The organism is Streptomyces sp. NPDC054783 (genome assembly GCF_053611725.1).
The window spans coordinates 248,008-268,173 of sequence record NZ_JBSHAY010000007.1 but is presented as its reverse complement, the minus strand read 5'-3'; the positions used below and the strand labels follow the sequence as shown (position 1 = coordinate 268,173).

The 20,166-nt window shown below is 72.9% G+C and carries 19 protein-coding genes and 1 pseudogene; 9 read left to right on the top strand and 11 right to left on the bottom strand.

The features are described from left to right. Positions 1-51: 51 nt before the first annotated feature. Positions 52-522 carry a nitroreductase family deazaflavin-dependent oxidoreductase gene (locus ACWGJ5_RS15995; protein ID WP_453310315.1) on the bottom strand — a complete coding sequence of 157 codons (471 nt, stop codon included), beginning with the start codon at positions 520-522 and terminating at the stop codon, positions 52-54. Continuing rightward, positions 519-1,757, bottom strand: coding sequence for an acyl-CoA dehydrogenase family protein (locus ACWGJ5_RS15990; protein WP_453310314.1), 1,239 nt, complete (start codon positions 1,755-1,757; stop codon positions 519-521). The genes ACWGJ5_RS15995 and ACWGJ5_RS15990 overlap by 4 nt, the downstream gene beginning before the upstream one ends. A gap of 121 nt (positions 1,758-1,878) precedes the next feature. Here ACWGJ5_RS15990 and ACWGJ5_RS15985 point away from each other — a divergent pair, with 121 nt between their 5' ends. Continuing rightward, positions 1,879-3,048: a thiolase C-terminal domain-containing protein gene (locus ACWGJ5_RS15985; RefSeq protein ID WP_453310313.1), complete on the top strand. Its 1,170-nt coding sequence runs from the start codon at positions 1,879-1,881 to the stop codon at positions 3,046-3,048. Positions 3,049-3,058: 10 nt separating this feature from the next. Here ACWGJ5_RS15985 and ACWGJ5_RS15980 read toward each other — a convergent pair whose 3' ends face one another. Further along, a complete protein-coding gene (locus tag ACWGJ5_RS15980) occupies positions 3,059-4,030 on the bottom strand; it encodes a magnesium transporter CorA family protein (RefSeq protein WP_453310312.1) in 972 nt (323 codons plus the stop codon). 156 nt (positions 4,031-4,186) lie between these two features. Here ACWGJ5_RS15980 and ACWGJ5_RS15975 point away from each other — a divergent pair, with 156 nt between their 5' ends. Continuing rightward, positions 4,187-4,852 carry a pyridoxine/pyridoxamine 5'-phosphate oxidase gene (locus ACWGJ5_RS15975; protein ID WP_453310311.1) on the top strand — a complete coding sequence of 222 codons (666 nt, stop codon included), beginning with the start codon at positions 4,187-4,189 and terminating at the stop codon, positions 4,850-4,852. A gap of 12 nt (positions 4,853-4,864) precedes the next feature. Beyond that, a pseudogene (locus tag ACWGJ5_RS15970) lies at positions 4,865-5,224 on the top strand (EamA family transporter); the annotation flags it as partial. A gap of 24 nt (positions 5,225-5,248) precedes the next feature. Here the strand turns inward: ACWGJ5_RS15970 and ACWGJ5_RS15965 are convergent. The 3 genes from ACWGJ5_RS15965 to ACWGJ5_RS15955 form a co-directional block, all read right to left on the bottom strand. Further along, on the bottom strand, positions 5,249-6,109 hold the full coding sequence (locus ACWGJ5_RS15965; protein WP_453310310.1) for a GNAT family N-acetyltransferase: 861 nt from the start codon (positions 6,107-6,109) through the stop codon (positions 5,249-5,251). A 93-nt stretch (positions 6,110-6,202) separates the two neighbouring features. Continuing rightward, entirely contained in the window at positions 6,203-6,598 is a 396-nt protein-coding gene (locus tag ACWGJ5_RS15960) for a Zn-ribbon domain-containing OB-fold protein (protein ID WP_453310309.1), read from the bottom strand. 31 nt (positions 6,599-6,629) lie between these two features. After that, the gene (locus ACWGJ5_RS15955) at positions 6,630-7,082 is read right to left on the bottom strand and encodes a DoxX family membrane protein (protein WP_453310308.1); all 453 of its coding nucleotides are present in this window, start codon (positions 7,080-7,082) and stop codon (positions 6,630-6,632) included. Between the two features lie 223 nt (positions 7,083-7,305). Between ACWGJ5_RS15955 and ACWGJ5_RS15950 the strand changes: the two genes are divergently transcribed. The 3 genes from ACWGJ5_RS15950 to ACWGJ5_RS15940 all read left to right on the top strand — a co-directional run bounded on the left by ACWGJ5_RS15950 (position 7,306) and on the right by ACWGJ5_RS15940 (position 11,784). Then, positions 7,306-8,508 (top strand): flavin-containing monooxygenase, encoded by a 1,203-nt coding sequence (locus tag ACWGJ5_RS15950; protein WP_453310307.1) that lies wholly within the window; start codon positions 7,306-7,308, stop codon positions 8,506-8,508. A 271-nt stretch (positions 8,509-8,779) separates the two neighbouring features. Further along, entirely contained in the window at positions 8,780-11,002 is a 2,223-nt protein-coding gene (locus tag ACWGJ5_RS15945; protein ID WP_453310306.1) for an acetate--CoA ligase family protein, read from the top strand. Next, positions 10,999-11,784 (top strand): enoyl-CoA hydratase/isomerase family protein, encoded by a 786-nt coding sequence (locus tag ACWGJ5_RS15940; protein WP_453310305.1) that lies wholly within the window; start codon positions 10,999-11,001, stop codon positions 11,782-11,784. Before ACWGJ5_RS15945 ends, ACWGJ5_RS15940 begins: the two co-directional genes overlap by 4 nt. A gap of 3 nt (positions 11,785-11,787) precedes the next feature. Here ACWGJ5_RS15940 and ACWGJ5_RS15935 read toward each other — a convergent pair whose 3' ends face one another. Further along, a complete protein-coding gene (locus ACWGJ5_RS15935) occupies positions 11,788-12,705 on the bottom strand; it encodes a hypothetical protein (RefSeq protein ID WP_453310304.1) in 918 nt (305 codons plus the stop codon). 83 nt (positions 12,706-12,788) lie between these two features. On the opposite strand from ACWGJ5_RS15935, the gene ACWGJ5_RS15930 reads away from it, so the two are divergent. Next, entirely contained in the window at positions 12,789-13,382 is a 594-nt protein-coding gene (locus ACWGJ5_RS15930) for a flavin reductase family protein (RefSeq protein WP_453310303.1), read from the top strand. Between the two features lie 93 nt (positions 13,383-13,475). Here ACWGJ5_RS15930 and ACWGJ5_RS15925 read toward each other — a convergent pair whose 3' ends face one another. Next, a complete protein-coding gene (locus ACWGJ5_RS15925) occupies positions 13,476-14,783 on the bottom strand; it encodes an MFS transporter (RefSeq protein WP_453310302.1) in 1,308 nt (435 codons plus the stop codon). Positions 14,784-14,854: 71 nt separating this feature from the next. Between ACWGJ5_RS15925 and ACWGJ5_RS15920 the strand changes: the two genes are divergently transcribed. Further along, positions 14,855-15,871, top strand: coding sequence for a GlxA family transcriptional regulator (locus ACWGJ5_RS15920; protein ID WP_453310301.1), 1,017 nt, complete (start codon positions 14,855-14,857; stop codon positions 15,869-15,871). Positions 15,872-15,884: 13 nt separating this feature from the next. Here the strand turns inward: ACWGJ5_RS15920 and ACWGJ5_RS15915 are convergent, their stop codons facing one another. The 3 genes from ACWGJ5_RS15915 to ACWGJ5_RS15905 all read right to left on the bottom strand — a co-directional run bounded on the left by ACWGJ5_RS15915 (position 15,885) and on the right by ACWGJ5_RS15905 (position 19,122). After that, positions 15,885-16,937, bottom strand: coding sequence for a Zn-dependent alcohol dehydrogenase (locus tag ACWGJ5_RS15915; protein ID WP_453310300.1), 1,053 nt, complete (start codon positions 16,935-16,937; stop codon positions 15,885-15,887). After that, the gene (locus ACWGJ5_RS15910) at positions 16,937-18,085 is read right to left on the bottom strand and encodes an acyl-CoA dehydrogenase family protein (protein ID WP_453310299.1); all 1,149 of its coding nucleotides are present in this window, start codon (positions 18,083-18,085) and stop codon (positions 16,937-16,939) included. Before ACWGJ5_RS15910 ends, ACWGJ5_RS15915 begins: the two co-directional genes overlap by 1 nt. A gap of 125 nt (positions 18,086-18,210) precedes the next feature. After that, complete coding sequence (locus tag ACWGJ5_RS15905) at positions 18,211-19,122, bottom strand: SDR family NAD(P)-dependent oxidoreductase (RefSeq protein WP_453310298.1); 912 nt, start codon at positions 19,120-19,122, stop codon at positions 18,211-18,213. An 86-nt stretch (positions 19,123-19,208) separates the two neighbouring features. On the opposite strand from ACWGJ5_RS15905, the gene ACWGJ5_RS15900 reads away from it, so the two are divergent. Next, positions 19,209-20,135: a cyclase family protein gene (locus ACWGJ5_RS15900; RefSeq protein ID WP_453310297.1), complete on the top strand. Its 927-nt coding sequence runs from the start codon at positions 19,209-19,211 to the stop codon at positions 20,133-20,135. Positions 20,136-20,166: the final 31 nt, after the last annotated feature.

Sequence of the window (20,166 nt, the reverse complement as noted above, 5' to 3'; positions counted from 1 at the left end):
ACGCGGCGGAGCCGCATCACCCGACACAGCCCCGCGCCCCTTGCGGGGGCGCTAGCGGACCGTGAGCCGGAACAGGCGGATCTCCCGCGCGACCCGCGCCTGATAGGTGGCGTACGGCGGCCAGAACTCCAGGAGTGCCGTCCAGGCCTGCGCCCGCTCCTCCCCCTCCAGCAGCCGGGCGATGACGGGGATGTCCCGGCCCTTCCAGCTGATCACGGCGTCCGGGCGGGCGAGCAGGTTGTGGCTCCAGGCGGGATGCCCGGGCCGCCCGAAGTTGGAGCCGACGAGCAGCCAGCTCTTGCCGTCCTCCTCCGGCATGCAGGCCAGCGGGGTGCGGCGGGGCAGGCCGCTGCGGGCACCGGTGGTGGTGAGGATCACCCCGGGCAGCATCCGGGTGCTGAGCAGGTACCGCCCCCGGGTCAGCCGGTGGACCGCCCGGTCGAGCGCCGGGATCACATGGGGCGCGACCTTCGCGAACCCGCGCGTCGAGGACACCTTCTGCACCAGCCGGACGCCGATCACACCGTCACCTCCCCGCCCGCGAAGAGACCGGCGGCCACGGCGGCCCGGTCCCGCAGCCGGTGCACCGGCCCGAACAGCAGCTCGTCCCCGGCGGCCCGCTTGAAGTACAGCTGTGCGTCGTGCTCCCAGGTGAACCCGATCCCGCCGTGCAACTGGATCCCCTCGGCGGCTGCCCCCCGCAGCGCCTCCAGGGCCTGGGCGAGCGCGAGCCCACCACTTCGTTCGCCCTGAGCGCCCGGGGGCCCGGACGCCGAAGGCGCAGCCGAGGCGGACCCGGCACCAGCGCCGCAGGCCCACGCGGCGTGGTACGCGGCCGACCGAGCCGCCTGCACCCCCACGTACACGTCGGCCAGCCGATGCTTCACCGCCTGGAAGGATCCCACGGGCCGACCGAACTGCTCGCGCTGCCCGACGTACTCCACGGTCCGCTCCAGCACCCGTTCCGCCGCCCCGACTGCCTCACAGGCGAGCACCGCGGCGACCCCGTCACCGAGCACCGCCAGGGCGGGCAACACGTCCACACCCTCCTCGCCGAGCAACTCCGCACGGACCTCGCGCAGTTGGACGCGGCCCTGCGGCCGGGTGGCGTCGAGCGCGGTCTGCCGGGCCCGTACGACGCCGGGCGCGTTCCCGGCGACCAGGAACAGCAGGGTCCGCGACCGCGCGAAGCCCCCGGTGTGCGCGGCGACGACCAGCAGCCCCGCGCTGTGCCCGTACAGCACCTGGTCGACCTGCCCGTACAGCCGCCAGTCGCCGTCGCCCCGCCGGGCCTGGACGCCCCCGGCCCGTCCGCCGCCGGCGGCGAAGGTGTCGTTGTCGCAGGTCAGGGCGAGGGCCGTGGTCAGGGCCGGGCCGGGCACGGCGAGCGTGGCGGTGAGGGTTCCGGCGGCCAGGCGGGGCAGCAGCTCGGCGCGCTGGGCCCCGGTACCGAGGGCGAGGACCAGCGGGGCGGCGAGGACGGAGGTGGCGAGCAGCGGGGAGGGGGCGAGCGCCCGGCCGGTCTCCTCGGCGGCGAGGGCCAGTTCGGTGAGGGAGCAGCCGACACCGCCGTAGCGCTCGGGCAGGGCGAGACCGGGCAGGCCGAGCCGGTCGGCCAGGGCCGACCACAGGAGGGGGTCGTGTCCGGCCGGGCTGTCGACGGCGGTCCGCAGCTCGGGCGGGCCGCACCGCTTGTGCAGCAGCTCGCGCAGGGTGCGGCGGATCTCGTCCTGCTCGGCGGTCAGGCGCGTGTCCATGGCGGGTCCCTCATCCCTCCCGAGCCGATCTGACGGGCCGTCATATTAGGGCGCGGGCGCGCGGATGCCCAGGGTCCCGGCACCTGCCGCGGGCCGCCACATCTGATGTACCGTCAGATTCATGACGGCTGGGAACAGGAAGGCAGCCGTGGTCGGTGTGGCCCTCTCCGACTGCGGACGCGTGGACGACGCCACCCCGTACGCCCTGCACGCGCAGGCGGCCCGCCGCGCCCTCGCGGACGCGGGGCTCGACCGCACCCGGGTCGACGGCCTCGCCTCAGCGGGCCTGGGCACCCTGGCCCCGGTGGAGGTGGCCGAGTATCTGGGCCTGCGCCCCACCTGGGTGGACTCCACCTCGGTCGGCGGCTCGACCTGGGAGGTCATGGCGGCACACGCGGCGGACGCGATAGCGGCGGGCCACGCGAACGCCGTCCTCCTCGTCTACGGCTCGACGGCACGCGCCGACATCAGGGCGGGCCGCAGGACGGGCGACCTCTCCTTCGGCGCCCGCGGACCCCTGCAGTTCGAGGTCCCCTACGGCCACACCCTGATCGCCAAGTACGCGATGGCCGCCCGCCGCCACATGATCGAACACGGCACGACCGTCGAGCAGCTGGCCGAGGTCGCGGTCCAGGCCCGGGCCAACGCCGCACTGAACCCGGAGGCGATGTTCCGCGACCCGATCACGGTCGACGACGTCCTGGCCGGCCCGATGATCGCCGACCCCTTCTCCAGGCTGCACTGCTGCCTGCGCTCGGACGGCGGCGCGGCGGTCCTGCTGGCGGCCGAGGAGTACGTGCGGGACTGCCGTACGGCCCCCGTCTGGATCCTCGGCACCGGGGAGCACGTCTCGCACGCGGCCATGTCCGAGTGGACGGACTTCACCGTGTCCCCGGCGGCGGTGAGCGGCCGGCTGGCCTTCGGACGGGCGGGCGTGGGACCGGCCGAGATGGACTTCGCCGAGATCTACGACGCCTTCACCTACATGACCCTGGTGACCCTGGAGGACCTGGGCTTCTGCGGGAAGGGCGAGGGCGGGGCGTTCGTGGAGAAGGGCCGGCTGTTGGTGCGGGGCGGGGAGCTGCCGGTGAACACGGACGGAGGTGGCCTCTCGGCCCAACACCCCGGCATGCGGGGGCTGTTCCTGCTGGTGGAGGCGGTACGGCAACTGCGCGGGGAGGCCGGGGAGCGGCAGGTGCGGACGCGGGACGGGCAGCTGCCGAGGCTGGGGGTGGCTTCCGGGACGGGGGGCTGGTTCTGCTCCTCGGGGACGGTGGTTCTGGGCCGGTGAGCGGTCCCCTTCAGTCGTCGTCCCGCAACGTGCGCCAGATGCGGGTGCGGTGCAGGAGGTAGAAGGACCCGATCAGGGCGAGGATCTGCAGCCCCACGGCGAGCAGCCAGAATTCGTCCTTGGTCTCCAGCCTGTTCGTCAGGAACGTGAAGTTCATGCCGAAGAACCCGGTCAGGAACGACAACGGCAGGAAGATCACGGACACGATGGCCAGCCGGTTGATCACGCCGTTCTGCTCACCCGCGACGAGCGAGGAGTAGCTGGCGAAGGCCCGGCGGGTGGCGTCCTGAAGGGACTCGATGTCGGCGAGCAGCAGCCTTCCGGCGTTCTGGAACCCCTGGGCACGCCGTTGCCGGTCCTCGGGGAAGGCGGGGCTCATCATCCGGCGGGTGAGGATCTCGTCGGTCGCCTGGAGGTAGGGCAGCAGGGTGTGGTGCAGGAGCGCGGAGCGCCGCCGCAGCTGCGCCAGACGGTAGACGTGCTCGGTGCGCCGGTTCTCGAACATGTCGTCCTCGAGTTCCTCGGTCTGCAGCAGAGCCCGCACGGCCGCCCGGCGGAAGGTGTCCAGAGCCTCCTGGAGCAGGAGGAAGAGCACGGCCACGGAGTCGTCGGGCCGCTCGTGCCGCAGCGCCGCGGCGATGCTCTTCGCCAGCCCGGCCTGCCCCCGGTGCACGACGACCAGGAACCGCTCGGTCGCCACCACGTGGACGTGGGTGATCTCCTCCCCGTGGACCACCGGCACCACGAAAGCGGCCCGGTCCCCCAGGAACTCGGCGCGCGGGGGCTCACCTTTCCTGCCGAACCAGTCCAGTTCCTCACCATCCAGGCCCAGCTGACCGGCGATCGGCGTGCCCTGCGCCGGTGCTTCCCCCGGCGCCGGCGCTTCCTCCGGCAGCTCGACGTCGACGAGCAGGAAGGAGTCGGCGGCCAGCCGCTCACGCGCCTCCGGGATATCCGTACGGGTGATGGTCCCTTCAGGCATCGACACCACCGTAACGATCATCGCCCCTCACCGTCATTCCCGGAGCCCGTGGCTCCGAGCGTTCCCGGCCCGCGCCGTTCCCGCACGCGGAGGCACTCGTGTGCGTCGCGGGACGCCTGCCGAACGGATGACGGGGCCCGTGGCGATACTCGGCACATGGAAACGGATCTCCACGCAACTCTGAGGTCGCTGCGGGTATGGGACCCGGACGTCACGGACCTGCGCCCCTTCGCCCCGGACACCGCCCCGCCGACCCCGCTGCCCCTGTTCACGAGCTGGCTCGCGGAGGCGGTCGAGGCCGGGCAGCCGGAGCCGCACACGATGTCGCTGGCGACGGTGGACGAGGAGGGGAGGCCGGACGTACGGATCGTGATGCTGCACGGCGCCGACCCGGACGGCTGGTCCTTCGGCACGCACGCCACGAGCCGCAAGGGCCGCGCCCTGAGCGCGCACCCGTACGCGGCCCTGGCCTTCTACTGGCCGGTGCTGGGCCGCCAGGTCCGGGTGCGCGGGCCGGTGACCGCGGCGCCGTCCCCGGAGAGCCAGGCCGACCTGCAGGCCCGCTCGACGGGGGCGCTGGCCGCGGCGCTCACCGGGCGGCAGAGCGAGGAGCTGTCCTCTCTGGAGGAGCTGCGGCGGGCGTCGCAGGCCGCGTGGGAGCGGGCCCGCGAGAACCCGACCGAACCGTCTCCCACCTGGACCCTCTACCGGCTTCGCCCCGAGACGGTGGAGTTCTTCCAGGGGGATGCGGACAGGCGGCACGTGCGGCTGGAGTACCGGAGCACGGAGTTCGGCTGGAGCAAGGCGCTGCTCTGGCCTTGAGCCGGTGCGCCGGCCCGGACCGGCGCCCGCTTTCCGCGGCTCGACGGGCCGGCCGTGGCGATGGCCGTGGCCGCGCTGCCGAGCCTGCCACTGGGCATCGCCTCGGCCGGCACCGCGCTGCTGCGGCCGGGGACGCTGGGGCTCGGGCCGGCCGTGGCCCTGCTGTCCTCCGGCGTGCCGTACACCCTGGAACTGCTGGCCCTGCGCCGGCTGCCCGACCCGACCTTCGCGATCCTGATGAGCCTCGCCCCGGCGATCGCGGCCCTGGCCGGCTTCCTGGTCCTCGACCAGAGCCTGTCGGCCACCCAGCGCCTGGCCATCGCCCTGGTCGTGACGCCGAGCGCGGGTGCGGTAGGGGCAGGGCGCGGCTAGCGGCGCCCGGGCGGTGCTGCCGCGTCAGGCCCCGAACCTCCACACCGTGAACTCCGCCACCGGCCGGTAGCCGATCCGCTGGTACAGCCCGTTGCTCGTCGGGTTGTCGAGGTCGGTGAAGAGAAGGATCTCCGAAACCCCGGCCTCGCGCGCGGCCCGGCTCACCTCCGCCGTGGCCGCACCGGCGTATCCGCGTCCGCGCAGGTCGGCGGGGGTGTAGACGGGGGCGATACGGACCTGGCCGGCCGTCTCGGGGGTGGCTCCGGCCATGGCGAGCGGGGTGCCGTCGTGGGTTTCCCAGAGGGTGACGCCGCCGTAGGAGATACGGGCGTCGGCCCAGTTGCCCGGGTCCTGGCCGACGCCGCTCGTGATCTCCTTGAACTCCTCGAACCAACGGATCAGCAGATCCCGGTCCGCCCGCCCGGCGATCCGCGCCCGCCCCTGCGGCCGGGGCTCGGGTACGGTCAACTCGCCCAGCCGGTAGAGCCGTTGCCGCTTGTCGACGGCGGCCGCCGTACCGGTGCGCCGCTGCCAGGCCGCCGCGAAGGCCTCCGTCGCGTCCTTCGGCCCGGACACTCCGGGGAGTGAGAGGCCCAGCTCGGCGAACCGGACCGCCAGGGCGTCGGCCTCGCGCGGGGTGAGCGTGGTGACGTTGATCTGGAAGGGCGGGGTGTGGAGCAGGACGGCCCGTACGGTACCGTCGTCTGCTTCCAGCAGGCCGAAGAGGGGGGCTTCCTCGCCGTAGAGGTGCAGCCCGCGGCGGCGCAGCGCGTCCGTCACCGTCAGCGGCACCGTGTGCAGGGCGGGTCGGGAGCGCAGGAAGTCGCCCGCGCGGGAGAGGAACTCGTCCAGGTCTTCGGTGAGATACCAGTTCTCAGGGCGCATACGGCCATGATCGGCGCGGACTTGCAGGCGGCACACCGATTTTCCCCGGGATCTCAGCCCTCCGGGCGGCACGCCGACTTTCCCTGGGGAACCTCAGCCCTCCGGGCGGAACACCGGCATCCCCTCCGCGAACGTCACCCGTAGCCGCAGCCCGGCACGCAGGTCGTCCCCCGCGCACTCCACCACCCGCGTCATCATCCGTGGGCCCTCCGCCAGATCGACCACCGCGGCCACGTACGGCGTGCGTTCGCCGAAGGGTGGAAGGTCGTTGCGGTGGACCGTGGACCAGGTGTAGAGCACGGCCCGGCCGCTCGCCTCCTCCCAGGTCACCTCCTCGCTCCAGCAGTGCGGGCAGAACTCGCGCGGGTAGTGGTGGGCCCGGCCGCAGGCCCCGCAGCGGCGGACCAGCAGCCGGCCCCGCGCGGCCGCCTCCCAGTAGGGGCGCGTGAAGGCGTCGGGCTCCGGAAGGTCGTGGCGGACCGCGGCCATCAGGACCACCCGCCCAAGAGAGCCGTCGACCTCATCGGAACCACCCCAGCCACGCGTCGACCGACCAGGTCTGCCAGGCCATCGCGAAGAACCCGACGAGCGAGACCAGCGCCATCATCGAGTTCTGGCCCTGTTCGGCCCAGTCGTGGATCATCAGCACTAAGTAGATCGCGTTCAGCAGCAGTCCGCCCAGCAACGCGATCGGGGTCAGAAAGCCGAGGATCAGGCCGAGGCCCAGGGAGAGTTCGGCGTAGGCGACGACGTACGCCATCAGCTTCGGGTGCGGCTCGACCACCGTCCCGAACCCCGTCCGCACCGGCGCCCAGCGGTGTTTCTCCGCGATCTCCGCCGCCCACGCGATGCCGGTACCCCGCTCGAACCAGGCCTTCTTGTCCTTGTGCCGCCAGCTCTCCAGCCACCACAGACCGAGACCGATCCGCAGCACCGCCAGCCACTCCGCACCGCCGAGCCATATCGAGTCCATGGTATCTGACGGTACGTCAGATATTCGGCGAAGCCCACCCGTGAGACACACCCGCGAGTGCGGTGACCCGGCACGGCGTGCGCCGCCGGGCCCCCACGCACCCGGGCCCGGCGGCCTTTTCTTCACCAGCCGTTCCCGCTTTCCGTACACCCGTGATCAATCCGCAACCAATTCCGGTCTTGACCGAGACCCATCAATCGGGTGCGTGATTACGCTCCCGAGCATGACCGACTCCCGTTCCGCTTCCGTACAGCTCTCCGCCACGCCCGCCGACCGCCCGGTGTACGTCATCGGCGCCGGTCCGGGCGGCCTGGCCGCCGCGTACGCGCTGCGGGCACGGGGCATACGGGCCGTGGTGCTGGAGAAGGCCGACCACGTGGGCGCCTCCTGGCACCGCCACTACGACCGCCTGCACCTGCACACCACCCGGCCGCTGTCCGCGCTGCCGGGCCTGAGGATCCCCCGGAAGTTCGGGCGCTGGGTGTCCCGCGACAACGTGGTGCGCTACCTGGAGAAGTACGCCGAGCACCACGAGCTGGAGATCGTCACCGGTGTGGAGGTCTTCCGCGTCGAGCGGGCCGCGGACGGCACCGGCTGGCTGCTGCACGCCTCCGGCGGGCGCGAACTGACCGGCAGCGCGGTGGTCGTCGCCACCGGCTACAACCACACCCCCCGCGTCCCCGACTGGCCGGGCCTCGCGGAGTACGGCGGCGAGTTCCTGCACGCCTCCGAGTACCGCAACGCGAAGCCGTTCGCCGACCGCGACGTCCTCGTTGTCGGCGTCGGCAACACGGGCGCCGAGATCGCCGTCGACCTGGTGGAGGGCGGGGCCTCACGCGTGCGGCTGGCCGTGCGCACCGCCCCGCACATCGTGCGCCGCTCGACCGCAGGCTGGGCTGCCCAGTACACGGGCGTGCTGGTACGACGGCTGCCGACCGGTCTCGTCGACCGGCTGGCGAAGCCGATGGCCAGGCTGAGCGTCCCGGACCTCTCCGGCCACGGCCTGCCCCGCCCCGACACCGGTCTCTACAGCCGGGTCAACGAGGGGTCGATCCCGGTGCAGGACGTCGGCATCATCGACGCCGTCCGCACAGGCCGGATCGAGATCGTGCCCGCGGTCGAGGGCTTCGAGGACGACAACGTCCTCCTCACCGACGGCAGCCGCGTCGGGCCGGACGTCACCATCGCAGCCACCGGCTACGTCCGCGCCCTGGAAGACCTCGTCGGCCACCTCAGCGTGCTCGACGCACACGGCAAGCCGGTCGTCCACGGCGCCCGCACGCCGGCCAATGCGCCAGGCCTCTACTTCCAGGGTTACACCAACCCCATCAGCGGCATGTTCCGCGAACTGGCCATCGACGCACGCAAAATCGCGAAGGCCATCGCCCGGGACACCGGCACAGGACCGTCCCGGCTACCGAGGTGACGGCGCCACGTCATCCGGCCATGGGTCAGGCGCGGTACCCGCGCAGCCGCACAGGAGGAGTGCCGGTTCGGACACTCCGGTGATGTGCCGTCCCTGCAGAACTACCGCCGCCGTCTGCCTTCGGGGCCGACCACGGCCCTGGTGGCGCGCGGCACCACCCGCGCACCCGTCGGTAACTTTGCGGGTCCGACCAGTTCCTGACATTGCGTCAGTTCAGTAATCTGACTGTGCGTCAGTTTACTTGTGCTGTCTCACAGGAGCGGGCGGACCGATGCTTGGATCAACCCACGGCACCCTCACCACCGACTCCCGCCGGGCCCGGGTCATCGCGTGCGGCGAGCAGCGGCCCGGACCCGTCGTCCACGACCGGGTCGACGACCTCGACGTCAGCGGGCGGCCGCTGTACGCGGACGTACCGGACCTGACCCGCTTCTTCCGGCCCGGGTCGGTCGCCGTGATCGGCGCCTCGGACGCGGAGGGACGCCCGAACACCGGGATCACGCGGCAGCTGCTGGCCTGGGCCGAGCGGGTGGGGGCGCAGGTGTATCCGGTGCATCCGACCCGCCCCTCGGTCTTCGGCATCCCCTGCGCCGCCTCCGTCGCCGAACTGCCGCCCGGACAGGTCGACCTGGCCGTGCTGCTGGTGGCCGACCCGCTGCCGGTGATCGGGGAACTGGCCGACGCAAAGGTCAGGTTCGCGGTCGCCTTCGCCTCCGGATTCGCCGAGACCGGCGAGGCCGGTGCCGAGGCGCAGGAGCGGCTCGCGGACGCCGTACGCCGCTCGGGGATCCGGCTCCTCGGCCCGAACACCAACCTCAACGCCTTCGAGCACTTCCGCGAGGACCTGACCGGCCCCGCGATCGCCCTGATCACCCAGTCCGGCCACCAGGGCCGCCCCGTGTTCTCGCTCCAGGAGCTGGGCATCCGCCTCTCCCACTGGGCACCCACCGGCAACGAGGCCGACCTGGAGACCGCCGACTTCCTGTCCTGGTTCGCCGAGCAGCCCGAGGTCGGCGCCATCGCCGCTTACGTGGAGGGCCTGAAGGACGGCCGTGCCTTCCTGCTGGCCGCCGACCGCGCCGCCCGCCGCGGGGTGCCGGTGGTCGCGGTGAAGGTGGGCCGCACGGAGGCCGGCGCGCGTACGGCGGCCTCGCACACCGGCAAGCTCACGGGCGCCGACGACGTGGTGGACGCGGCGATGCGCCAGTTCGGGGTCGTACGGGTCGACGGTCTCGACGAACTCCAGGACACCGCGGCCCTGTTGGCGCGGGCCCGGGCGCCGCTGGCGGACGGGGTCGCGGTGTACTCGATCTCCGGTGGCACCGGCGCGCATGCCGCCGACCTGGCCACGGCGGCCGGGCTACCGCTGCCCCGCCTGCCGGAGGCCAAGCAGGCCGAGCTGCACCAGTGGATTCCGGAGTACCTGAGCGTGGCCAACCCGGTGGACAACGGCGGGCATCCGGTGGGCGACCGGCGCGGCCGGAAGATCATCGACGCGATCCTCGCCGACCCGTCGATCGGCGTCCTGATCTGCCCGGTCACCGGCCCGTTCCCGCCGCTCAGCGACAAGCTCGTGGCGGACCTGGTCGAGGCGGCGGAGGAGACGGACAAGCTGGTGTGCGTGGTGTGGGGCTCGCCGGTCGGCACGGAGGCGGCGTACCGCGAGGTCCTGCTCGGCTCCTCCCGCGTGGCCACCTTCCGCACGCTGGGCAACTGCCTGAAGGCCGTCCGCGCCTGGCTGGACCACCACCGTTTCGTGAGCGACTACCGCTCCCCCTTCGACGAGGCCCCGCGCACCCCCTCCCTCTCCTTCCGCAAGGCCGAGGCCCTGATGCACCCCGGCCAGCAGCTCAGCGAGCACGGGGCGAAGCAACTGCTGCGCGCCTACGGCATCCGGGTGCCGCGCGAGCAGCTGGTGACCAGCGCGGCGGCGGCCGTACGGGCGGCGGCCCAGGTCGGCTACCCGGTGGTGATGAAGGCCTCCGGCGCCCGGATCGCCCACAAGACCGAACTGGGCCTGGTGAAGATCGGCCTGACGTCGGCCAGCCAGGTCCGGGAGGCCTACCGCGAGCTGACCGACATCGCCCGCTACGAGGGCGTCGCGCTGGACGGGATCCTGGTGTGCCAGATGGTCGAGCAGGGCGTGGAGATGGTGCTCGGGATGACCCACGACGACCTGTTCGGCCCGACGGTGACGGTGGGCCTCGGCGGAGTTCTGGTGGAGGTCCTGCACGACGCCGCCGTCCGCGTCCCCCCGTTCGGCGAGGACCAGGCCCGCGCCATGCTCACCGAGCTCCGCGGCCGGGCCCTGCTGGACGGCGTCCGGGGCCGCCCGCCGGCCGACCGGGAGGCGCTGGTCGAGGTGATCCTTCGGGTCCAGCGCATGGCGCTGGAACTGGGCGAGTCCGTCTCGGAGTTGGACATCAACCCCCTGATGGTGCTGCCCCGGGGCCAGGGCGCCGTCGCACTGGACGCACTGGTGGTGTGCCGATGAGCGAGCTGCAGACCGAGCGCAGCGGCCAGGTCGTCCACCTCACCCTGAACCGCCCCGAGGCGTTGAACGCCCTGACTCCCGCGATGAGGGACGAGTTGACCGACCGCCTTTCCGAGGCGTCCTCCGCCCCTGACGTCCGGGCGGTGGTCCTGACCGGCACGGGCCGGGGCTTCTGCGCGGGCGCGGACCTGCGGGGCGGCACCGACCGCGGCGACCGGCAGCCCGGCGACGTGGCCCGGATGCTGCGCCGAGGCGCCCAACGCCTGATCGCGGCCGTCCTGGACTGCGAGAAGCCGGTGATCGCCGCCGTGAACGGCACGGCGGCGGGCCTCGGCGCGCACCTGGCGTTCGCCTGCGATCTGGTCCTGGCCGCCGAGTCGGCCCGCTTCATCGAGGTGTTCGTACGGCGCGGGCTGGTACCGGACGCGGGCGGGGCGTACCTGCTGCCCCGCCTGGTGGGCCCCCAGCGGGCCAAGGAGCTGATGTTCTTCGGCGACGCGGTGCCGGCGGCGGACGCGCAGCGGCTGGGGCTGGTCAACCGGGTCGTACCGGACGGTGAGCTGGAGAAGGCGGCCCGCGAGTGGGCGACCCGCCTCGCGTCCGGCCCCACCCGGTCCCTGGCCCTGACCAAGCACCTGGTCAACACCTCCCTGGAGTCGGACCGGGCCACCGCCTTCACCGCGGAGGCCTGGGCCCAGGAGCTCAACCTGACGACCGAGGACGCCCGGGAGGGCCTGCGGGCGTTCGCGGAGCGGCGGGGGGCGGAGTTCCGGGGGCGGTGAGGGTCAGTCCCCGGCGCGGTCCGGGGTCCGGAGGGTGCCTGCGTCCGGGTCGCCGAAGAGCACGTACAACTGGGGAGCGGACTCGGTGCCGCTGACGGACCAGCGGGTGTCCCGGCCGCAGTCGGTGTGGAGGTGCAGGAGGATGCCGGCGCGGTCGTTGTCGTCCGTGCCGGGGTCGGGCTTCCAGGTGCCGGCGCCCGCGCAGACGACGTGGTCCAGGTAGTGCGGGGCCGTCCAGTCGCGGTCGACGGGTTCGGTGGGGAGGCCGTGGGCCTCGGCCCGCCCGTCGCGGGTGAGGCGGAGCTCGGCGCCGTTGTCGCCGCGCCAGACGCCGGTGAGCTGGTCGCGGGTCAGCTCGGGCGGCTCGTACTGCGGGATCAGGCCGGCCGCGGAGGCCGCGAGCCCGCCGCCGAGGGTCAGGGCGAAGAGGCCGACGCAGGCGAGTGCCGAGCGCCACCAAAGGCCCCACTGCGACCAGGAACGCGTGCGGACGTACGCGATGCCGAGCGCGGGCAACAGTCCCAGGACGGTGAGGACCGAGGCCGTGGCGACGAACGGCCACCGGAAGAGTGCCGTCGTCACCGCACCCCATCCGACGGCCGTGGCGGCTGCCGCGACCGTGCGGCATGCCCACTCCGGCCCGCCGAACCGGCGGAGCACGGGGCGGGCGAGCAGGATCGCGGGCAGCGTCAGCACGGCGGAGAGCAGCAGGCCGAGGAGCGGCAGCAGCAGCGGGGCGAACACGAGCAGGCAGAGGATCCCGAAGGCGCCGCCGTAGCCGGTCTCGTACTGGTCCCGGCTCGCGCTCCAGATCCACCACAGCAGGCCGGCGGCCGGCAGCTGCGCCGCGTTCACCGGGACCGCCGCGGCCAGGTCGCTGCGGGCCGCCCGGACCCGCTCACGCGTCTTCTCCCACCCCATGGCCGCACCCTACGAAGTACCCGTACGAGGCCCGGCCACCGGCCTTCCCATCTGACGCTCCGTCAGCTTCAATGGTTGGCGTGATGGGACACGCAGGGGCGGCGGCCGCCGCCGTCCGGTATCTGGGGCGCGGGCCCGTGGAGCCGTTGCCGCGGCCGGAGTTGCGGTGCGTGCGGGAGGACGAGCGGGCGCCGGTGGACCAGGCGGAGTTCCGGCGGGTGCTGGGAAGCTTCGCCAGCGGGGTGACCGTGATCACGGCACCGGCCGCCGACGCAGAGGGCGACCCCGCGGGTTTCGCCTGCCAGAGCTTCGCCTCGCTCTCCCTCGACCCGCCCCTGGTCTGCTTCATGGTGGGCCGTACGTCGACCACCTGGCCCCGCATCGCCCGCGCGGGCGTCTTCTGCGTCAACGTCCTCAGCGCCGGCCAGGACGAACTGTGCCGGGCCTTCGCGGTGAGCGGCGCGGACAAGTTCGCCGGGGTGGCGTACGACCCGGCCCCCGCCTCCGGCTCCCCGCGCCTCGCCGGCACCGCCGCCTGGATCGACTGCACCGTCCACGCCGTGCACACCGGGGGCGACCACCTGATCGTCGTGGGCCGGGTGGACGCCCTCGGCACGGAGGATCCGGGCGAGCCACTGCTGTTCCACCGGGGGCGGTTCGCCCGGCTCGGCTCCTAGGAACTCACACCACGATCAGCCATCGACCCGTCCGGGCCCCGCCCCGGGACCCGGACGCGGCTTCCCTTTCCCGTCGGCTTCCCGTCGACGCGGTCAGGACACGGCGGGCAGCGCGGGCGCCGGGGCCCGCCGGATCACCAGGGACATCAGCGCCGCCGCCGCGCACAGCGTGCCCGAGACGTACCACATGAGGTCGTAGGTGCCGAAGACGTCGCGGACGACGCCGCCGAGGTAGGCGACGAGGGCCGCGCCGACCTGGTGGGAGGCGAGCACCCAGCCGAAGACGATGGCGCTGTCCTCGCCGTACTGCTCGCGGCACAGGGCGAGGGTCGGCGGGACGGTGGCCACCCAGTCCAGGCCGTAGAAGACGATGAAGAAGAGCATCGGGGGATGGACCGCCGGGCCCAGCAGCATGGGGAGGAAGAGGAGCGACAGGCCGCGCAGGGCGTAGTACACCGCGAGCAGGCGGCGTGGTTCGAAGCGGTCGGTGAACCAGCCGGAGGCGATCGTGCCGGCCACGTCGAACACGCCGATGACCGCGAGCAGCGAGGCCGCCGTCGTGACCGGCATGCCGTGGTCGTGCTCGGCGGGCACGAAGTGGGTCTGGATCAGGCCGTTGGTGGAGGCGCCGCAGATCGCGAAGGTGCCGGCGAGCAGCCAGAAGGTGCCCGTGCGGACGGAGGTCGAGAGGACCTTCAGCGTGCGGCGGGCGGCGCCGGTGACCGGCGGGGGCTTGGGAACGAACTCCCGGGCGCCGTAGGGCCTCTGGCCGACGTCGGCGGGGTGGTCGCGCAGCAGGATCCACACGAAGGGGACGACGGCCAGGGCGGCCAGGGAGACCGTCACGGCGGCCGGGCGCCAGCCGTGGTGTTCGGTCAGCCAGGACAGCACCGGCAGGAAGATCAGCTGGCCGGAGGCGGACGCGGCGGTCAGGATGCCGCTGACCAGTCCGCGTCGCTCGGTGAACCACCGGTTGGTGACCGTCGCGGCGAACGCGAGGGCCATCGAGCCGGAGCCGAGGCCTACCAGCAGACCCCAGCACAGCCACAGCTGCCAGGCCGCCGTCATCCACACGGTCAGGCCCGACCCGGCCGCGATCACGGTCAGCGCCACGGCGACCACCCGGCGGATGCCGAAGCGGTCCATCAGTGCGGCGGCGAAGGGCGCGGTGAGGCCGTAGAGCGCGAGGTTGACGGAGACGGCCGCGCCGATCGTGCCGCGCGACCAGCCGAACTCCTGGTGCAGCGGGTCGATGAGCAGGCCGGGCAGGGAGCGGAAGGCGGCCGCGCCGATGATCGTGACGAAGGTGACGGCGGCGACGAACCACGCCCGGTGCACTCGGCGGCGCCGGACGGGCGGGACGGCCTGGACGGGGGCTGCGGCTGGGCTTGTCTGAGTCACGTCATACAGCGTGCTTTTTTCATGACCGCACAACGAGTGGCCCGGAGGACAGTATTCGTTATGATCGGGCCATGAGTAGCGATCGGGCCACGGCCACCACCGCCGGTTCTTTCCGTCCGCATCGGATCGTCGTCCTCGCCCTCGACGGGTTGCTGCCCTTCGAGCTGGGCATCCCGCACCGCATCTTCGGCCGCCCCAAGGACCGGCACGGCCGGCACCTGTACGAGGTCGTGACCTGCTCGGTACGGCCGCCCGGCCCGGTCCTGACCGACGCCGACTTCGCCGTGCACGTCCCGAACGGCCCGGAGGCGCTGGCCGACGCCGACACGGTGATCGTGCCGGCCTCCTACGAGCTCGGCCCGGTCTTCGAGGAGGGCCGGCTGACCGACGAGCTGGCCGCCGCCCTCGCCCGCATCCGCCCGGGCACCCGGCTCGCCTCCATCTGCACCGGCGTCTACGTCCTCGCCGCCGCCGGACACCTCGACGGCCGCCCCGCGACCACGCACTGGGCCGACGCCGAGCGTTTCCAGCGCATGTTCCCGCGGATCAGGGTGGACGCGGACGTGCTGTTCATCGACGACGGCGACGTGCTCACCTCGGCCGGCGTGGCCGCCGGGATCGACCTGTGCCTGCACATGGTGCGCCGCGACTTCGGTGCGGCGGTCGCCAACGAGGTGGCCCGGCGCACGGTCGTACCGCCGCACCGCGACGGCGGCCAGGCGCAGTACATCGAGCGCCCGGTCCCGGACCCGCAGCTGGCCACGACGACCGCCGCCCGCGCCTGGGCGCTGGGCCGCCTGCACGAGCCGATCCAGCTGCGGGACATGGCCGAGCAGGAGGCCATGTCGGTCCGCACCTTCACCCGCCGCTTCCGCGAGGAGGCCGGGATCAGCCCCGGACAATGGCTCACCCAGCAGCGCGTGGAACGCGCCCGCCATCTGCTGGAGACCACCGACCTGTCCATCGACCAGGTGGCCCGCGAGGCGGGCTTCGGCACGGCCCAGTCGATGCGCCAGCACCTCCAGCAGGCGCTCGGGGTGACCCCGACGGCGTACCGGCGGACCTTCCGCACCGGCGTCGGAACGTGAGTCGGAACGTGCGTCAGAACGTGAGCACCGCCCGGGCCACCCGCCCCGCCTCGGCGTCCGCGCGGGCCTTGGCGAAGTCCTCCACCGGGTACACGGCCGTCACCAACTCGTCCAGCAGCAGGCGGCCTTGGCGGTACAGCTCGGCGTACAGGGCGATGTCCCGCTGGGGGCGCGAGGAGCCGTAGCGGCAGCCCAGGACGGACTTGTCCAGGTAGAGGGAGGAGACGAGGAAGGACGCCTCGGCGGTGGCAGGAGGCACACCCAGCAGGACGGCCTGGCCGTGCCGGTCGAGGAGGTCGATCGCCTGCCGGATCAGCTCCACCCGGCCCACGCACTCGAAGGCATGGTCGGCCCCCGTGGGCAGGATGTCCTTCACGCCCTCCGCCGAGGTCAGGAAGTCGGTCGCGCCGAACTGTCGGGCCGCCTCCTCCTTGGCCGGGTTGGCGTCCACGGCGACGATCCTGAGCGCGCCCGCGAGCCGCGCGCCCTGCAGCACGTTCAGCCCGATCCCGCCGGTCCCGATGACGACGACGCTGTCCCCGCGGTCCACCCGGGCCCGGTTCAGCACGGCGCCCACGCCCGTGAGCACCCCGCACCCGATCAGCGCGGCCGACTCCAGGGGGATGTCCTCGGGGATCCGCACGGCCTGTACGGCCTTGACGACCGTACGCTCGGCGAAGGCGGAGTTGGCGGCGAACTGGTGCACCAGCCCCGCCGGGCCGCGGGTGAACGGCTTCTGCGGCCGCCCGATGGCCTGACGGCACATCGTCGGCCGGCCCCGGTCGCACTCCGCGCACGTGCCGCAGTTGGCGAGCGTGGACAGCGCCACATGGTCGCCGGGCGCGACATGGGTGACGCCGGCACCGACCGCTTCCGCGATCCCGGCGCCCTCGTGCCCCAGCACCACCGGTACCGGGAAGGGAATGGTGCCGTCCACCACGGACAGGTCGCTGTGGCACAGCCCGGCCGCCGCGATCGCCACCAGCACCTCACCGGGCCCCGGCTCGCGCACCGCGAGATCGTCGACCACCTGCACCTGCTTGCCGTCGAACACCACTCCACGCATCACACGGCCCCCTTGGGCTCTCTGGGCAGGCCGAGCACGCGCTCGGCGATGATCGTGCGCTGGACCTGGTCCGAGCCGCCGTAGATGGTGTCGGCCCGGGAGAAGAGGAACAGGTGCTGGCCGGCGTCGAGTTCGTACGGCGCGGAGGCGGACCAGTCCGTGGGGCCGACGGTGGCCACCGCGCCCCTGACCTGCATCGCCAGCTCGCCGAGCCGCTGGTGCCAGCCGGCCCACAGCAGCTTGGCCACGCTGGGCGCGCCCGGGTCGGCCGAGCCGCCGAGGGTGCGCAGGGCGTGCCGGCGCATGGTCCGCAGCTCGGCCCACTGCCGCACGAGCCGCTCCCGTACGACGGGATCCGCCGCCGCACCCGTCTCCACGGCCACCTGCACGACCTGGGCCAACTCCGTGGCGAACCCGACCTGTTGGGCGAGCGTGGACACCCCGCGCTCGAACCCGAGCAGGCTCATGGCCACCGGCCACCCCCGCCCCTCGCCTCCCACGACGTGCTCCACACGCGCGTGCGCCCCGTCGAAGAAGACCTCGTTGAAGTCGCTGGTGCCGGTCATCTGCCGGATGGGGCGGACCTCGACACGGCCGGGCTGGTCCATCGGCACGAGCAGGAAGCTGAGCCCGTGGTGGCGCCGGGACTCCGGGTCGGTACGGGCCAGCACGAAGCACCAGTCGGCCTCACGGGCGAGCGAGGTCCAGATCTTCTGCCCGCTGATCCGGTAACGGTCCCCTTCCCGGACCGCCACCGTCCGCACCCCGGCCAGGTCCGACCCGGCCCCCGGCTCGCTGTACCCCTGGCACCACAGCTCCTCTCCGGCCGCGACCGGAGGCAGGAAGCGGGACTTCTGTTCCTCGGTACCGTGGGCGATGAGGGTGGGGGCGAGCAGGTTCTCCCCGATGTGGCCGGAGCGCGGGGGCGCGGCCGACCGGGCGTACTCCTCGGCCCAGACGACCTGCTGGGTGAGGGTGGCCGTGCGGTTGCCGTATCCCGACTCGGGCCAGCCGAGCCCTGTCCAGCCGGCCTTGCCGAGTGTGCGCTCCCAAGTGCGTCTGTCCATGTCCGGGTCGGCATGGGCGGCCAGCCAGGCGCGGACCTCCGCACGGAACGTCTCGTCCTCTTGGCTGAACCCGAAATCCATTGAAGACCGCCTTAGATCGACGCGCCCGAAGGGGCGCGGGGCTGTATCGATATGCGGCTCCGCCGCGTGGGCGCGACAAGCCACCCACGGCCCGCGGCCGCCGAACCACAACGCACCCCGAGCCGTCAGGCGTTCGGCCGGGAAGAACCCCGCGCCGCCTCCTCCATCGCCAGGAGCTGGGACAGCATCGGCATCGGATCCACCCCCACCGACCCCGGCAGAGACTCCGCGATCCGCTCCGGAGTCCAGGGCCCCTCCCCGTAGACGGAACGGAGTTCCCTCGGCTGGGCCCACACCGCGATCTTCGGCCCCGCGATGGTGTACACCTGCCCGGTGATGCCCTGCGCGGCAGCCCCGTCGGACAGCAGGTACACCACCAGCGCGGCCACGTCCTCCGGCTCGCCGATCTCCGCGAGCTCCATGGGAACGTTCGCCGACATCCGCGTACGAGCCACCGGGGCCACCGCGTTCGCGGTCACCCCGTACTTGTGCAGGCCGAGGGCCGCGCTGCGGACCAGCGAGATGATCCCGCCCTTGGCCGCGCTGTAGTTGGCCTGGGACACGGAGCCCTGGTGGTTGCCGCTGGTGAAGCCGATCAGCGTGCCGGAGCGCTGCTTGCGCATCACCGCGGACGCCGCCCGGAAGACGGTGAACGTGCCCTTGAGGTGGGTGGCGACCACGGGGTCCCACTCCTCCTCGCTCATGTTGAACAGCATCCGCTCGCGCAGGATGCCGGCGACGCACACGACCCCGTCGAGACGGCCGTACGAGGCCAGCGCCACGTCGACCACCCGCTGTCCGCCCGCCATCGTGGAGATGTCGTCGGCGACCGCCACCGCCTCCCCGCCCGCGGCCTCGATCTCCTTGACGACGGCCTCGGCGACCTCGCTCGTGGGCGAGGCCCCGTCCACGGCGACGCCGTAGTCGTTGACGACGACCTTCGCCCCCTCGGCGGCAGCCGCGCGTGCGACCGCCCGGCCGATGCCCCGCCCGGCGCCCGTCACGGCGACGACCTTTCCTGCCAAGAAGTTCCCCACGCCCGGCCCCTTCCCGCGGTTTCTGACGGACCGTTAGATTTTATGGCGCGCCGGATGCGCGGACACAAGCCCCGGGGAGGCACCGAATGGCACTGCCGGAGGAGTTCCACGAGATCGCCAAGCGGGTGAACAACTGGGGGCGCTGGGGGGCGGACGACGAGATCGGCACGCTGAACCTGATCACCGACGAGGTGGTGCGCGCGGCGGCCGCCACGATCCGGACCGGCCGCCGCGTTCCCCTCGCCCTCCCCCTCCAGCAGGACGGCGTGCAGACCGGGATGATCCCCGGCCGCGTCAACCCCCTCCACACCATGGTGCAGATCAACCAGGAGCTCTTCGGCCCCGGCACGGTGGCGTGCAGCGACGACGCGGTGACCATGGGGCTGCAGGCGGGCACCCACTGGGACGCGCTCACCCATGTCTCGCACTCCGGGAAGCTCTACAACGGCCGCCCGGCACACACGGTCACCGCGCATGGTGGTGCCGGGTTCGGCGGGATCGACAAGGCGCGGCACATCGTCTCGCGCGGGGTGCTGCTGGACGTGGCACGCGCGCGTGGCGTGGACCGGCTGGCGGGGGGTCACGCGGTGACGCCGGAGGATCTGGAGCGGGCCGAGGAGTTCGGCGGGGCCCGGGTGCAGGCCGGCGACATCGTGCTGGTCCGCACCGGGCAGGTACAGGTGTATCTGGCCGGGGACAAGCACGGGTACGGCTATCCGTCGCCGGGGCTGTCGATCCGTACGCCGGAGTGGTTCCACGCGCGCGATGCGGCGGCGGTCGCGAACGACACCCTCACTTTTGAGATATTTCCGCCCGAGTCGGAGAATCTGTGGCTGCCCGTGCACGCCCTGGACCTGGTGGAGATGGGGATGCTCCAGGGCCAGAACTGGAATCTCGAAGAGTTGTCCACAGCCTGTGGACAAGAGGGACGGTACACGTTCCTGCTGTCGGCGATGCCCGAGCCGTTCGTCGGCGCGACGGGAACACCCGTGGCACCCGTGGCCGTCCTCTGAGAACCAGACGTGAGACCTTGACCGGCCGGCG

What these genes read in the sequence shown, in the direction of transcription:
- ACWGJ5_RS15990 (WP_453310314.1), bottom strand. Translation starts at nt 1,757, where the DNA reads ATGGACACGCGCCTGACCGCCGAGCAGGACGAGATCCGCCGCACCCTG.
- ACWGJ5_RS15985 (WP_453310313.1), top strand. Translation starts at nt 1,879, where the DNA reads ATGACGGCTGGGAACAGGAAGGCAGCCGTGGTCGGTGTGGCCCTCTCC.
- ACWGJ5_RS15980 (WP_453310312.1), bottom strand. Translation starts at nt 4,030, where the DNA reads ATGCCTGAAGGGACCATCACCCGTACGGATATCCCGGAGGCGCGTGAG.
- ACWGJ5_RS15975 (WP_453310311.1), top strand. Translation starts at nt 4,187, where the DNA reads ATGGAAACGGATCTCCACGCAACTCTGAGGTCGCTGCGGGTATGGGAC.
- ACWGJ5_RS15965 (WP_453310310.1), bottom strand. Translation starts at nt 6,109, where the DNA reads ATGCGCCCTGAGAACTGGTATCTCACCGAAGACCTGGACGAGTTCCTC.
- ACWGJ5_RS15960 (WP_453310309.1), bottom strand. Translation starts at nt 6,598, where the DNA reads ATGGCCGCGGTCCGCCACGACCTTCCGGAGCCCGACGCCTTCACGCGC.
- ACWGJ5_RS15955 (WP_453310308.1), bottom strand. Translation starts at nt 7,082, where the DNA reads ATGGACTCGATATGGCTCGGCGGTGCGGAGTGGCTGGCGGTGCTGCGG.
- ACWGJ5_RS15950 (WP_453310307.1), top strand. Translation starts at nt 7,306, where the DNA reads ATGACCGACTCCCGTTCCGCTTCCGTACAGCTCTCCGCCACGCCCGCC.
- ACWGJ5_RS15945 (WP_453310306.1), top strand. Translation starts at nt 8,780, where the DNA reads ATGCTTGGATCAACCCACGGCACCCTCACCACCGACTCCCGCCGGGCC.
- ACWGJ5_RS15940 (WP_453310305.1), top strand. Translation starts at nt 10,999, where the DNA reads ATGAGCGAGCTGCAGACCGAGCGCAGCGGCCAGGTCGTCCACCTCACC.
- ACWGJ5_RS15935 (WP_453310304.1), bottom strand. Translation starts at nt 12,705, where the DNA reads ATGGGGTGGGAGAAGACGCGTGAGCGGGTCCGGGCGGCCCGCAGCGAC.
- ACWGJ5_RS15930 (WP_453310303.1), top strand. Translation starts at nt 12,789, where the DNA reads ATGGGACACGCAGGGGCGGCGGCCGCCGCCGTCCGGTATCTGGGGCGC.
- ACWGJ5_RS15920 (WP_453310301.1), top strand. Translation starts at nt 14,855, where the DNA reads ATGAGTAGCGATCGGGCCACGGCCACCACCGCCGGTTCTTTCCGTCCG.
- ACWGJ5_RS15915 (WP_453310300.1), bottom strand. Translation starts at nt 16,937, where the DNA reads ATGCGTGGAGTGGTGTTCGACGGCAAGCAGGTGCAGGTGGTCGACGAT.
- ACWGJ5_RS15910 (WP_453310299.1), bottom strand. Translation starts at nt 18,085, where the DNA reads ATGGATTTCGGGTTCAGCCAAGAGGACGAGACGTTCCGTGCGGAGGTC.
- ACWGJ5_RS15900 (WP_453310297.1), top strand. Translation starts at nt 19,209, where the DNA reads ATGGCACTGCCGGAGGAGTTCCACGAGATCGCCAAGCGGGTGAACAAC.